This is a genomic window from Streptomyces sp. NPDC051677 (genome assembly GCF_044453465.1).
Classification (GTDB): domain Bacteria; phylum Actinomycetota; class Actinomycetes; order Streptomycetales; family Streptomycetaceae; genus Streptomyces.
Genome location: NZ_JBITCT010000106.1, coordinates 1 through 13558, shown reverse-complemented (window position 1 = coordinate 13558; position 13558 = coordinate 1). Strand labels below are relative to the sequence as shown.

At 67.9% G+C, this 13558-nt stretch carries 9 protein-coding genes; all 9 read right to left on the bottom strand.

Going from position 1 to position 13558, the window contains the following annotated elements; translation table 11 throughout:
- Nucleotides 1-513 precede the first annotated feature (513 nt).
- Nucleotides 514-3438 (bottom strand): hypothetical protein, encoded by a 2925-nt coding sequence (locus tag ACIBAF_RS48145; RefSeq protein WP_399473018.1) that lies wholly within the window; start codon nucleotides 3436-3438, stop codon nucleotides 514-516.
- A gap of 221 nt (nucleotides 3439-3659) precedes the next feature.
- The gene (locus ACIBAF_RS48140) at nucleotides 3660-4763 is read right to left on the bottom strand and encodes a hypothetical protein (RefSeq protein ID WP_399473016.1); all 1104 of its coding nucleotides are present in this window, start codon (nucleotides 4761-4763) and stop codon (nucleotides 3660-3662) included.
- Between the two features lie 55 nt (nucleotides 4764-4818).
- On the bottom strand, nucleotides 4819-5748 hold the full coding sequence (locus ACIBAF_RS48135; protein ID WP_399473014.1) for a hypothetical protein: 930 nt from the start codon (nucleotides 5746-5748) through the stop codon (nucleotides 4819-4821).
- A gap of 15 nt (nucleotides 5749-5763) precedes the next feature.
- Nucleotides 5764-6666 carry a hypothetical protein gene (locus tag ACIBAF_RS48130; RefSeq protein WP_399473012.1) on the bottom strand — a complete coding sequence of 301 codons (903 nt, stop codon included), beginning with the start codon at nucleotides 6664-6666 and terminating at the stop codon, nucleotides 5764-5766.
- Entirely contained in the window at nucleotides 6666-11468 is a 4803-nt protein-coding gene (locus ACIBAF_RS48125; protein ID WP_399473010.1) for a phage tail tape measure protein, read from the bottom strand. Before ACIBAF_RS48125 ends, ACIBAF_RS48130 begins: the two co-directional genes overlap by 1 nt.
- A 1-nt stretch (nucleotide 11469) precedes the next feature.
- Nucleotides 11470-11685, bottom strand: a complete 216-nt coding sequence (locus ACIBAF_RS48120; RefSeq protein WP_399473008.1) for a hypothetical protein — start codon at nucleotides 11683-11685, stop codon at nucleotides 11470-11472.
- 116 nt (nucleotides 11686-11801) lie between these two features.
- Nucleotides 11802-12383 (bottom strand): hypothetical protein, encoded by a 582-nt coding sequence (locus ACIBAF_RS48115; RefSeq protein WP_399473006.1) that lies wholly within the window; start codon nucleotides 12381-12383, stop codon nucleotides 11802-11804.
- Nucleotides 12384-12399: 16 nt separating this feature from the next.
- The gene (locus ACIBAF_RS48110) at nucleotides 12400-12885 is read right to left on the bottom strand and encodes a hypothetical protein (RefSeq protein WP_399473004.1); all 486 of its coding nucleotides are present in this window, start codon (nucleotides 12883-12885) and stop codon (nucleotides 12400-12402) included.
- A gap of 131 nt (nucleotides 12886-13016) precedes the next feature.
- On the bottom strand, nucleotides 13017-13451 hold the full coding sequence (locus tag ACIBAF_RS48105; RefSeq protein WP_334556187.1) for a hypothetical protein: 435 nt from the start codon (nucleotides 13449-13451) through the stop codon (nucleotides 13017-13019).
- Between the last annotated feature and the right edge of the window lie 107 nt (nucleotides 13452-13558).

The window sequence follows — 13558 nt, the reverse complement described above, 5'->3', positions numbered from 1 at the left end:
GCGACAGCCGGGCCACCGGCCTGCCCACCACCCGCCCCGGAAACCGAAAAGGCCCGCCGACTCCGTCGACGGACCCTCACGAAAGATCGAGGTTAGCAAGCGAAGAGGGGCGTCCAAATCGGACGCCCCTTGGACTTGAGCTACTTGGTTTTCAGGGTGGCCCCCGGACGGGTGACGGCGGGACCGTACGCAACGGACAGGGCTCCCGTGCCGTTGAGAGAGGTGTCTAGGTCTCAACTCTCCAGCTCAGGAGCCCTGTTGGTCCGTATCCTGGCTTCTTCCGATGTTCCCCGTCGCACGCGAGGCGTTTCGAGTCTTGGCCTCCTCGTGAGACGGGGCAGTTGCACCCGCACCGAGCAGACCCGCAGAAGTTGCAACGAGGGCCTCCCGCGGGGTCTTGGGGCCACGTGAGCACATGGACAGGCACGAGTGCCGCGAGCCGTAGACATAAAACCTCCGGCGGAATGAGAGAGGGGCCGACCTGTCGGTCGGCCCCTAACGCAGCCAATCCGGTCAGGTGATGGCCTGGCCGGTGTAATCGTCAGCGGACCCGCAGTCCTCTACCAGCAGGTAGGCGCTGTTGCTGCTGTTGGCGGCGAGCGTCCACGTCTGTGCGACTCCGCCTTGAGTTCCGGTCCAGCACAGTGCGGCCGTGACGTCGCTGCCCGTGGTGTTGGTCAGGATGATCTGGACGGAAACGGCGGCGTTCGCTGTGGAGGCTTGCAGGTTGTTGACCCGTATCTGGTCCTTATAAATCGTTCCGGACACGGTGTTCTTGCGAATTCGGTATAGCGCATAGCTGTCGCTGGCCGCACTGTGCAGCGCCCAGAGAGAGACGCGGTAGGCACGGCCGGTCTTGAACGTGATGCTGCCGGTGGTGATGAGGGCCGTCTCCGTGCTGGAGAAGGTAACGTTCGCGGTCAGAGCCTTCTGTGCGACAAATCCGCGCCCCTGCGATTTGCCGTAGACGCTGAGGTCTCGGTCGATCGCGAATCCGCTGGATGTGAGCTTGGCAGTGGACTGGGCCGCTGCGGACGGCGCGTCGCGGACGTGCAGCTCGATGGACGATCCGGCGGCCGATGTATCAGCGCCGTACCCGTTGATGTAGGCAACTCCGTTGCCGCTCACATCGTTTGCGTAGAGGTTGAAGACTCCTCCCGAATAGCCAGGCACGTGGCTTTGCAGAAACACCCCTGTTTCCTGGCTCGAACCAGTCACCTTCGGGGCGCTGAGTGAAACGCTCGGAACTTCGTAGGTACCGGAGGAATCTGAGGCGTACCCGATGGCGGTATTGAGTTCCGCTGGTGCCGACTCATCGGCGCTGCCGGAATAGAACTCAATCGATCCGGTCTCCGGATTGGTGTTTCCGGGGCTGATGACAACTCTCTGTCCGCTCGCAGCGGTTTGAAGGGTGCTGCCGGTGAGGACGGCTCCGTTGATCGTCTTGCCGTTGATGGCGTCGGCGTCGAGCTTGTCCGCCGTGATTGCCCCGGCCTTGATGTGGGTCGCCTCGACCGCGCCCGCCGAGATCTTCGTCGCCGTCACGGCGTTGACCGCAATCTTGTCCGCCGTGACGGAGAGTGCGTTCAGCTTGTCCGTGGTGATGGACAGCGCCGCGATCTTCTCGGCCGTGATGGCCGAAGCCGCGATCTTCTCTGCGGTTACGGCTCCGGCGAGGATCTTGGGCGCGGTGACTGCGCCGTCGGCGATCTGCACGCCAGGCACCACCGGCCGGACGACGGCGTTGTCCCACAGCACGGCTCCGGCGGTCGACTGGTACGTCTCCACCCAGACCGTGGCCGCGGTGGTGTTCGCCGGCGCCGTAACCGTTGCGGCAAGCCGCTGCCACGCCCCGCGGGCCGGGACGTCCACCTGGGCGACGCCGAAGCCGACGGTCGCGCCCGTGCCGTCCAGCCACCGGGCGTAGAACTTCAGCGCGCCACCCGCCCAGTCGGCGGACGCGTTGGCGTCGATAGCGAGGTAGAGCTGCTCTCCGCTGAGGATCGGCATCGACGTGAGGTTCAGGGATCGTGTCGTGGCGGCCGCCGCCGTGGCGTCGACCCGGAGCGCCTTCGCCGAGCCGTTGCCGCCGGAGACGACGGACCATACAGTCGTGGCGATCGCCGCGGTGTAGGCACCCTCGAACGAAGGGTCGCTGAGCACGTTCGTACCGCCCGCGACCACCAGTTTGTCCGTGGAGATCGAGGCCGCCGCGATCTCGTCGGCCGTAACCGAATTCGCGGCGATCTCGCGGCCCGTGATGGCATCGGCCGCGACCTTCCCAGCGATCACCGAATCGGCCGCGAGCGCGGCGGCGGTCACCGAACCACTCACGAGGTTGGTCGCGTCGACGATCCCGGTCTTCAGCGCCTCGATGGCAACGGCGTCGACCTGCATGACGGCCGGGGAGCCGGAGACGCCCATCGAGACGTAGTTCAGCCACAAGTAGGGGGTGATGAACCGGACAGCGCCATGCACTGTGCCGGGCGAGCGCGGGTCGTTGTTGGGACCGGCGGAGCCTGCGGCGGCGCGGTCCTTGAGGTAGCCGACGACCGTGACCCAACCGTCCGTGGTCGGCAGCGATCGATACGACGCCGCGATGTAGTAGTGGCTGTTCGGGGAGTTCGCCCCGGCGCGGTTGACCAGGGTGGTCTGGTCTGCGCCCACGCCGAGCACGCCGACGTAGAACGCGTCCGGACCGGCGGCGAGTTGGGCTGTAGCCCGGATCCGGGCGCTGATCCGGTACAGGACACCGGGCTCGTACGGGACGAGAGTCGTGCCACGAAGCCGGATGAAGCCGCGGGCCTCACCGACGTTCCGGCCGGTGGGAGCGTCCGATACGCCGGTGAGGTGCGCCCACGTGGCGTCGCTGCCCTGGTCGGTGGTCTGCCACGCGGCGGCCTCGCCCATCGTGTCGACGAGGCGTTGGCTGGTGGCGTCCGCGAGAGCGCCGCCGAGCGCGCTGAGGGTGATCGCGCCGCTCGCGACCTTGCCCAGCGTCACGGAGTTGGCGGCCAGCTTCTCGGCGAGCACCGCGCCGTCCGCGAGCGCGGTGGAGTTGACCGCCCCGAGGGCGAGCGCCGCGTCCGTGACCGCGCCGCGGGCGAGCTTGGTTTCGTCGATGATCGCGTTGACGAGGTCGTCAGGGACGGCCTTCCGGGCCTGTCCCTGCACAGCGGTTGAGGGCTCTCCGGCCGTGCCGGAGGTGTTGACCGCGATCAAGCGCACAAACAGCGGGGTGTAGGTCTCGGTGGCGAGGGTGATGCTTCCGCCGGCGGCCGTGTGAAAGGCGGCCACGGGACTACCGGTGTCCGGTTCGGCGTCGGCGGTCGTCGACAGGTGGACCTGGACTTCGGCCAGATCGAGCGGAGCGGCCTCGGCGTCCGTCCACGTTCCGGGCCAGGTCACGATGAGCCCGGACAGCGCGGACTCGACCACGGGCGGCGTGGGGGTGGGCGGCGGCGGCCCGTTGTGGGCGATGAAGCCGACGGTGCCGTCGTCCTGGAGGCCCATGCTGCCGCGAAGGGTGCCGTCCTGGTCGTAGACCTCGATCGCGCCGTCCTCGATGGACGAGTACGCCATGCGGGCGGTGCGAGTGGTGCGGGCCAGCTGCCGTTCCAGGACGGCGACGCGGGCGGCCAGGCGGGCGATGTCGCTGCTCACGCGGTGCCTCCCCCATAGGTGAAGCGGTCTGCGCGCTGGAGTTGGATGACGGCCTGCTCGGGGTCCTCGCCGGAGGCGGGCCTGATCTGCCAGCCGACGATGCGGGACCAGGCGTCGAACTCGGTCCACTGGTCGTGGACCCGGGCCCGTACGTCGTCGCCGATCTGCCAGGAACCGAAGCGGGCCGCGGGGTGGTCGCGGATGGTGATCTCGGTGACTTCGCCGATGACCTGGCGGGAGACGCGTTCCGTGCGGGCGCGTGCGGCCAGCCGGTCGTTCGCCTTCTCCTCCGGTACTTCGAGGAGGTGCTCCAGGCGCAGCCGACCGTCCCGTACGGCGTCGACGGCGCGGCGCCGGTTGCGGCCCTCGCCGGCTCCGAGCGCGATGACGACCTGGGCCAGGTTGTCGGCGTCGTACTCGACAGGGACCGACTTGACGACGTTCACGCCGGACTCGAAGTGGATGTCCGTGCGGCGGCGGCCGAGGCGGGGCCAGCCGATTCGGACGCGGCCCTGCGGCGTGCCGTTCTGCCAGGTGGCTTCTTCGGTCCACTCGGGGCCGCCTTCGACGGCGACCATGTCCGAGATGACGTCACCGAGCGATGGGGTGTCCCACCAGTCGATCCGGTAGGGGTCCTCCGGAGTCCCGATGGTGACCTTCGAGGTGGTGTCGTCGACCTGGATACCGATCTGGCCGTCCGGCGTCTCCTGGCAGTACGCCCACACGTCGCGGATGACCTTGCACGGGTCCGCGTAGGTGTAGGGGCCGCGTGTGTTGAGCTGGCCGTGGAGGTCGTAGCGCCGGAAGGGGTAGGAACCCCAGCCGGATGCCTCGATGTTGAGCTGCTGGCCCTGGGGGTCGGCTCGCCAGATCAGGCCGCCCCACAGCAGCCGCCCGTCACGCTCGACGTAGATCTTGGTGTTGCCGGGGTCGAGTTGGGAGCGGACGAGATGGGCCAGGCGAGGTTCGACTGCCCCGGTGAGGCTGCCGGTCGCGGACAGCGCGGGTCCGAAATCGACGCCGGTCAGGGGTAGGTCCCAGGCGAGGACCTTGTTGGTGAGTGCGTCGGCGGTGAGGTAGCGGTACGACGGCGATGCCATCGGGCGCGTCCTTGCTCTCCCCCGCGCCGTGATGGTGGCTACTGCTGTGGCCGGGTCAGATGACGTCCTCGGTGAACTCGACGTCCGCGATGATCGAGGTGGCGGAATCCACCGCCAGGTCCCCGGTCTCGCTCTTCGACATGTACGTCTGCACGTACAAGGTCTGGGTAGTTCCGCGAAGGCCGGCGGTCACCGTGATGTTGTCGGCGATGACGACCGTGCTGCGACGGGTGTTGTTGCCCTGGTCGTCGTCGATGGAAATGTCCTGGCCCAGCAGGGTGCCCAGGACGTGCTGCATCCGCGCGTACACGTCCGCGCGGGTCAGACGCAGTCCGGCGACGGTCGTGACGATCTTGACGTTGGTCGCCCAGGCGGGCACCGGGATGGACCACTTGGCGGCAGCTGGCCATATGTGCCATTTGTTGTCGGAGTACTTCAGTTCGCTGAGCGCCCCTGGGAAGGCGGTGTACAGCTTGCGCTCCCGGCGCGGGTTCGCGATGCCACGCAGGTCGACGATCAGTGCGTCGGTGACCGTGGCCGTGTTCGCCGGGAGATCGAGGCGGGCCAGCGGGATCGCCGTCATGCCGGACGGCACCGTCTTCGTTGTCGCGGAGACGCCGGAGACGACGTGGAAGTAGCCGATGTCGTCGGCTGCCGGGTCTCGGTTGCCCTCATACTCCGGATCTTCCACGCGGAGGCAGATGAGGTCGGAACGGGCCGCGGAGCCCGTGGGGGCGATCGGCACAATGGCGTCACCCACGTTGTACTGAGTGTAGGAGCCCTGCCCCCACGCGGCCCCTGTCACAACGGCCGAGCCGTCGCCGACACGGATGCCGGCGCCGGGAGTGGCCCACTGCCGGATCTTGAGATCGTTGCCTTCGGTCACGCCCTGGTTCCCGGATGCGAGATCGCGGACCATCATGCGGAAGGCGCGTGCGGGATGGGTGCCTCCGTGCGTCAGCATGGGCGGCTGGATCAGTGCCATTGTCGGGGCTCTCTCCTAAAGGGCGGTGAAGGCGTCGTGCCACGACACCGTGAGACGAGTGGAGTTGGTGTAGTCAGCGCCCGTCCACCGGACTTCGCTCGTCCCGCTTGCCGGGATCTGGAACAGGTCCAAACGGGATTCGGCAGACAGGGCGTACGCGGCGCTACCGCCGTTGCGTAGCACCCAGCGTGTCCCCGGCCGCGTGTCGATCTGGAGGGTGTCGCTCTCGCCGAGCGTCAACGCCAGGTCGAGGACACGGCCGGTTTCCGTGATCCAGATACGCGGATTCACGACCGGTCCTCTGATCGTCAGGGCAGGCCAGGCGGGCAGGTCACCGGCGTTGGTTGCCCAGCCCGGGCGCTCCTGAGGATTCGCCACGCCGGTCGTGATCGGCGCGGTCACCGGAGCGGTGAAGCCTGCCGCGCCGTGGCCCCGCGCGAGAGGTAGCGTGATCCGCTGCTCGACAACGTCGTGCCACTCGGGGGCCGTCGCGGTGAACTGCAGGGTGACCGGGATCCAGCCGTAGATGGCCTGCGCCATCGACACCACCTCAACCCGGCGGACCCTGCCATAGAGCTGCTTGGGATTGCTGCGGCCCGGCCACCACAGCCGCAGGGTCTGCAGGACGCCCGCGCTCTTCCGGGCGGCCGGGTCGGCGGCAGCCCGGTCGAGTGCGGCAAGCGCGTCGGCGGCGGCCTGTGGGCTGCCCGGTGTCCGAATGCCAGCCTCGATCGTCACTGTGCGGGAGCTGTAGTAGTCCACGCCGGGGAAGGAGCCGTCTTCCGTGGGCAACTCGACGTCCTGAGCGCGGACTTCGGGTGTACCAAGTCCGGTGATCTCGCCAATCGGGTACGGCGTCCCGGGGCCCATCAAGACGCCCGCGACCTCGACTTGCCACTCCTGGGTGATCGTGGCCATCAGATACGACCTCCTCTCTGGGCGTTGCGCAGCCGCCGCATGATCTCCGTGCCGACCCGGTCGGCTGCCTTGGCGTCGGCACCGCCGTTGACGGTTACTGGCATGGACCCGACGAGCGCGGCGGGCCGCTCCTGGCGGACGACGACGACTTGGATCGGGGCAGGCCGGGCGTCGACGAGTCGTACGAGTCCGCTGTCGCCCGCCGGGGTGAGCTGGTAGCCGAACCTGCTGGCCACGTCCGCTAAGACGGCCGTCGCCGATCGCCGCTTGTTCACCCCGAGCGGCAGGTACGCCTCCCCTCCGGTGGGAGGCTCGGCGAAGCGGATGATCCCGTTGTCGGTGGCGTAGAGGCCGGGACGGATACCGCCGTCCTCGTACGCGAGTTGCTTGTTGGCCTTGTCCAGGTCGGACAGGAAGCGCGTGGCTGTTTTCCCAAGCGCATCCTTGATACGGGTCCGGCCGAGCGTGGCGATCTCGATGATTCGGTCCTCGCCGAGTTCTGTCTTCTCGGCGACGTCGTGGATGCCGGTCTTGTTGGAGGTGATTGCGGAGATGATCGCCACGAGGTCCGGGAGATCGTCGTCGGGGATGGCCTTCGAGGCGGCCTTGGCCTCAGTGTTGGCCTTCTTGGCCTTACTCGGGGACTTGGCGGCTTCGGCAGCGACGTCCTCCGCATCCTTGTCTCCCTGCTCGGCGAGCATCGTCGCCAGGTCTCCGTAGCCCATGGCCGCGAGCTTGGAGAGATTCTTCTCGAACGCGGCCTGGTCCTTGACGGCCTGCTTGAGCTGGGCGGTGTAGTCGGACAGCGTGGCCCGTACGACCACGCCCAGTTCCTCCAGGTCCTTGGTCATCTCCGTGACGTACCTGGAGCTGCCGGTGGCCATCTTGTGCGTGAGCTCGACGCCGTCCTCACCCATGTCCTCCAGGGCGTCCGCAACGTCCTGGCCAGCGCGCCGGGCGACGGTGCCGAGGTCCTTACGCCACCGCTGGGCTCGCTTCACCGCCTTGTCGAGGTTCTTCTCGAAGAGCTTGAGATCGAAGACCTCGAGTTCCTTCCCGCCCTTCTTCACGGTGCGCATGGAGTCCGAGCGGATGGACGAGACGGAGATCAGCTCCGCCGAGCCGGAGGGGCTGTAGGACCAGCCGGTCAGCCCTCCGTCGGCGTGCCATTCGACGCCCCTGCCGCCCAGACGTCGTACGACTTCCTCGGTGATGGCGCGGGAGCGAGCGCGCTTGTTGTGGGCCAGGGGGACATAGGCCTCCCCACCTGTGGCTTCCTCCGCCCATACCCGCCAGGTTCCGGCCTTCGCGATCTGCGCCAAGTGGTCTTCTCGCCTGGCGGTGACACCTCCGTCTGCGAAGAACGACAGGATGCCTCCGTCCTTCCACTGCGGCTTGTTCGCCCACGGCAGGTCGGTGCCAGGCGCCACGCGCGGAATCACGGAGACCGACACGGGAGCTGGAGGAGTCACGGAGATCGCGATGCTCTTGGAGCCGGGGATGTTCGTGACGCTGATGCCGATCGCGTCCAGCTGTGTCTGCACCGCGGCCATGTCGCCCGACAGGAGTGCAGAGGTGAGCGCGCTCGCTGCTTTCGTGCCCTTGGACTGTGCCACCTGCCGGATCAGGTCGAGGGCGCCTGACCACTCGGCGTTCGCGTCCTTCCCGGCCTGGGAGAAGGCTGACACGACGTTCGCCAAGTCGGGCGCAGTGATCGGCACGTCGGCCCCCCAGATGCTCTTGAGGGAGTCCATTGCCCGCTCCGCATCGCCGGACAGCAACGCGTCCTGAAACGCGCCGGCGGCATCCTTCCCCTTCCTCTTGGCGACCTCTGCGAGGAGGCCCATGCCACGGTCGAACTCGCTGCGGGCGTCGCCCACGGACTTCTTCACAGCCTTGCGCAGGTCGACCATGGCCATCTGCTCAGTGACCTTCTGGAAGGCTGCCGGGTCGTTCCGCTCCGACGCCTTGGCCCAGGCGCGGCCGATCTCCTTGCCGTACTTCTCGGTGATCTCGGCGGTCTTCTGCAGGCCGAGCCGGTACGCCTCCGTGGACCGTTCCGCGTCCTCGGTCACGATGTCGCGCAATTCGTCGGCGACCTTCGTCTTGCCCTTCTTCAGCTGCCCGACGAGTTCGTTGAGCATCGGTGCGGCGTCCACGCCGAGTTCCGCGAAGTGGTCGGCGAGGTCGTCGTAGCCGAACACCGCGAGTTCGGACAGGTTTCCCTGGAAGTCGCGTTGCGCCTGGAGCTGCTTGTGCAGCTCCTTCATGTAGTCGGACAGCTGCACCTTGGCGGTGTCGGCGTCCTTTCCGGCTTTGCGCATCGCCTCGGCCGCGGCGGTCTGTGCGTCCCTGAAGGCTCGGGACGGGTCGACGGCGGCACCGACGGCCTCGGCGAGTGCTTTCATCTCGTCGGTGATCTCGGGCGCACCTGTGCGGTCGATGTCCGCGAGGGAGAACAGGTCGAAGATGCCGCCGCTGGACTTGGCCTGCTGCTTGATCTTCGCTTCGACGATCGCCTTCTGCTGGGCGATCTCCGCTTCCTTCTTGACCGCCTCGGACCACATCTTGTGGCGCTCTGTGAGGGTCTTCTCCGCCTCGGAGTACTGGGTGATGCTCTCGTAGTCGCCAGGTTCCTCACCGGCTTTGGCCTTGCGGGCGTACTCGTAGGAGTCCTGCTGAAGGCGGCTCTGGAGGGTGGCGAGCTTCGCCCCGCCGGAGGTGATCGCGTCGATGGCCTCCGTCGTGCCGATGCCGACCTTCTCGAGATCCTTCAGGGCTCCGTCGGCGGTCAGCTGGTCGTAGAGCTTGTTGATGCTGGCGCCGGTCGTCGTCTCCTCGCGTTCCTGCTGCAAGGCTTGGACCAGCTCGTTGGTGGCGTCCTTCGCCTTCTGCTTGGAGGCGGTGTAGGCGGCGTACCCGGCGATGCCGAGGGTGAGGACGGCGGCGAGACCGGTGACCGCGAGGCTGGTGCCGGCCAGCACGGCAGGCATCACAGCGCCTCCGGCCTGGGTGGCGGCCAGGGCGGTACGGAACGCGGCAATCTGTACGGTGACCTTCGTGTAGGCAGCTCGGAGCAGGAGCAGTCCCGCAATGGACGCGGCGACCATCGCGAGGACGGACTTCATCGGTCCGGGGAGGTCCTCGATGGTGCCGACGAAGGTGCGGACGGCGGACCCGACGGTCATCAGTACCGGCAGCAGGGCTCGGCCGACATCGATGGCGAGGGCGCGGGCTTGGTTGGAGGCCAGCTGCCACTGGCCGGTGACGGTGCCGGTCTGGAGGGCGTACGCCTTCTGCGTGGCTTCGGCGCGCGCCACTTCGTTGGCAATGCCTGCGTAGGTATTGGCGTAGTTCTGTCCTCCGGCGGAGGCCAAGGCAAGAGCGGCACGTGTGGCGCGGATGTCCTTCCACATGTTCGAGATGCCCTCGGCGGTGTTTCCCGCCGCCCCGTTGAGCTTGCTGACGACCACGTACAGGCCGTCCTGTTCGACGGCGGAGGCGGCCGACTCGTAGCCCAGGTCCTTGACGGCCTGCTTGAGGTCCTGCGTCGGCTTCATGACGCGGGTGAGGAGCATGTTCAGTGCGGTCACGGCTTCGGCCGCGGGGATGCCGGTGAGGGTGATCGCGGCGAGCGCGGCACTCATGTCGTCGAACTCGACGCCGGCCGCCGCAGCCATCGGTACGACGTCGCCGAGTTGCTGCGCGAGTTCCTCGAAGGAGATGACGCCGTAGTTGACGGTCTGGAACATCACGTCCATGACGTCGCTGGCGTCGGACGCCGACAATCCGTACGCGTTCAGCACTCCGAGTAGCGCGCGGGCCGAGGTCTCCGACGTGGTCAGGCCCGCTGCCGCACCCTGAGCCGCGACCTCAAGGATCTGCATGGCGTCCGCGCCGTCGAAGCCGGACGAGACGATCTGATACAGGCCGTCGGCGAGCTGGTCGGCGGTCTGCGGCAGGCGGGTGGACAGCTCGACGATCTGATCGGTAAAGGCCCCGACGTTCTCGGACGTGATCTGTTGCGAGATCGTCAGCACGTTGGCCATCGCCCGCTCCAGCGAGATCGCCTGAGCCACTCCGACGCCGAGTGCGGCACCGATGAGCAGACCGTTCTTGGCGGTCCGCGCAGCCTGGGCGGTCCGTGCGGCGGCCAACTGGGCCTCGGCCCGTGCGACTTGCTGTGACTGTCGCTGCGCGTTGCGTGCGGCCGTGGTCTGTGCCTCGTCCCGCATCCGCACTGCGGACACGGCACGGGCATCGGCCGATGCCGCGAGACCAGTGGCGCGCGTCGCTGTGGCCTGGGCCGCAGCCGCGCGCCGTTGGGCTTCGGCGTGCTCCTGGGCGGCGCGGGCGGCGGCCGTCTGAGCCGCAGCGGCGGTACGCGCTGCGGCTGCGGCCCCGGTGCCGGCCGTGGCCTGGGCTCGGGCGTTCATCGTCTGGGCCAGGGCCTGCGCCCGTGCGGCTCGCTCTCCCGTCGCCGCCACCGCAGCCTGTTCCGCTGCCGTACGACGAGCCGCTGTCGCTGCCACCGCCTGTGCACGACCAGCGCGTTCCTGGAGCAGGGTGGTCCGCTGCACAGCCTGAGCTACCTGCGCCTGAGAGCGGACCATCTGCGCCGACGCGGCTGCTTGAGCGCGGGCCAGATTGTCACCAGCCACGCGCACCTGGTTCAGCCGGGCGGCCGTTCCATCCAACTGGCCGTCGAACGCGCGGAGTTGGGTAGCTCCCTGCCGCAGACCGGTTGACAGCCCGCCGGTTGAGGCGAGCAGGTTGACGTACAGGGTGTAGGCACCGGCCACGTCAGGATGCCTCTCTGGGCCTCAGCCCGATCTTGAGCCCCCGCGCATCTGGTCCATCAGGAATGTGTTCGCGCTCCATCTCGATGACCTCGCAGCCCACGCAGCGGTAGGGCTCGGCCACGTACGCGAAGCGGTCGCCGTCCTGGCTCTCGTCCCACTCCGCCGCCCGGGTCCCGCAGGTCTCGCAGACGCTGCGTTGGTATGCGTGGTAGGCCATCGCCTTCGCCCGGTCCAAAGCTGTCCACCGGCCGTCCCCCGCACCCGCGAACTGCGAGTGCGGGAGTCCGTGGGCGTGACACAGCTCCATCTCGGCCCTGAATTGGGCGTCGGCGATCAGCCTTTTCCCAGGTCGGCCCTCATGGTCTGGTTGACCAGCAGCGCCGCCGTGAACAGGGCCTTGGCGTCCGCGTCGCTCCAGCTGTCGAGGAGTTCCTGCGCCTCCGTCTCGCTCATGCCGTCCACCGAGGAGGCCGAGACGAGAGCGGCGGGGAAGGTCTCGACGTTGTATTCCCGGCCGAGATCCGCCTGCTCCTCCGTGGGGGCATGCTCACGAAGCAGTTGCTCCCAGGCGGGTCGCGGCAGAGCCCGGAAGGTGAGCGTGAGGGTCCCGGCTGCCAGGGCTCGCCGGGCCTCGTCCAGCGCGGCCTGGGCGACCAGCACCTCCGGCTGCGCGAGCGCCCAGGTCTCGCGCTCGTCGGCTGGTACCTCCATCTCGGAGGCGCGACCAACGGCGCTGGTGCGGGCCTTGGCCATGCCCAGCGCCGCATCGGTCACGCGCTGCTTCAGGTCCTGGTCGTCGAGGAAGGACACGGCGCGCTCGGGAAGGCGACGGGCCCGCAGGCGGGCCATCTTGGCCGCCCAGTGCGGATCGCGGGCAACGGCATCGGCCGGCGGTTCAACGAAGGTCGTAGTCATGCAGCACCCCCGCCGATCACGCCGCGGCCGGGACGGCTACGTCCTGGACGGGCTTGCCGGTCACGTTGAAGCTGACCTTGAACTTCGCCGGTTCGGAGGCGGTTGTGTACGTGCTCGACCGGGATCCGACGCGCACCGGGAAGATGTCCATGGACTGCGACGCCGGGATGTCGCCCTTGCGGAGGATGACCACGTAGCCCTCGGTCCCCTTGGCGAGGAGCGTCTCCAGGGCGTTGTCGACCTTGTCCTCGTAGAAGGTGAGGCTGGAGTTGTCGGCCTTGTCCTCACCGGGGATGTTGCCGGTGAACTCGGTGGCCAAGTCCGGGGTGTCGATGGGGGTGTTCTCGACGGCGAAGCCCTCGATGTCGCTGATGGCCGGGGTCAGGTCGGTCCCGTTGGTGCCGCCGAGCTCCGGACGGATCGGGATCAGTTCCTTCGAGACGATGTTCTTCAGGAAGAAGAACTTCGTGGTGCCGCGACGGGTGAACCGCTGCTGTGACACTGATTCTCGCTCTCCGGGAACCGGTGGTCCGGAGCGCGCACACGCCGGGCCGGTCCCCATGAAGGGGGAATCGGCCCGTGCCTGGTGGCCGGGCGTCCGCGAGATACCTCCGCGGTGAGGTAGCTGCTACGTCAGGACCCGAGAGTGGTCACAGTAAGGACGTACCGCTGCACATAACTGTATACGCCACCGCTGACGGACATCCCTTCCTCCTTGTCCAGCTCACGGTCGATCACGACGTAGCCGGTGATGGTGATGGTGTTGACGTAGGCCCCGCTCAAGCGCGCGAGGAGCGCGGTGCGGACCTTGTCGGCCATCCACTCGACCTGTTCGGCGGTTGAGGCGACCGAGGTGACCTGGACGAGCACGCGGGCGTCAGCGTCGCCGTCGCCGTAGGGCGGTCCGCTCGTCGTCACGCCCAGCGGGTAGAGGACGCTGTAGGGGATCGTGGCGCCGGTGGGCGTACTTGATGCTGTGGGGGCGGTCCCGTACCCGCAGCTTCGGGCGGTTGCTGTGGCCAGTGTCTTCTGGATCGCGAGGGACACTTCTCTGCCGGAGACGGGCACTACTCCTCCTCTTCTCAGTGGACGTTAAGTCCGTTTCTCGTAGCGACCTCGTCCGGGTTGGGTGAGGAAGCCTTGTCGGACGAGGCGTCCGAGGCGGCTGCGGGTGA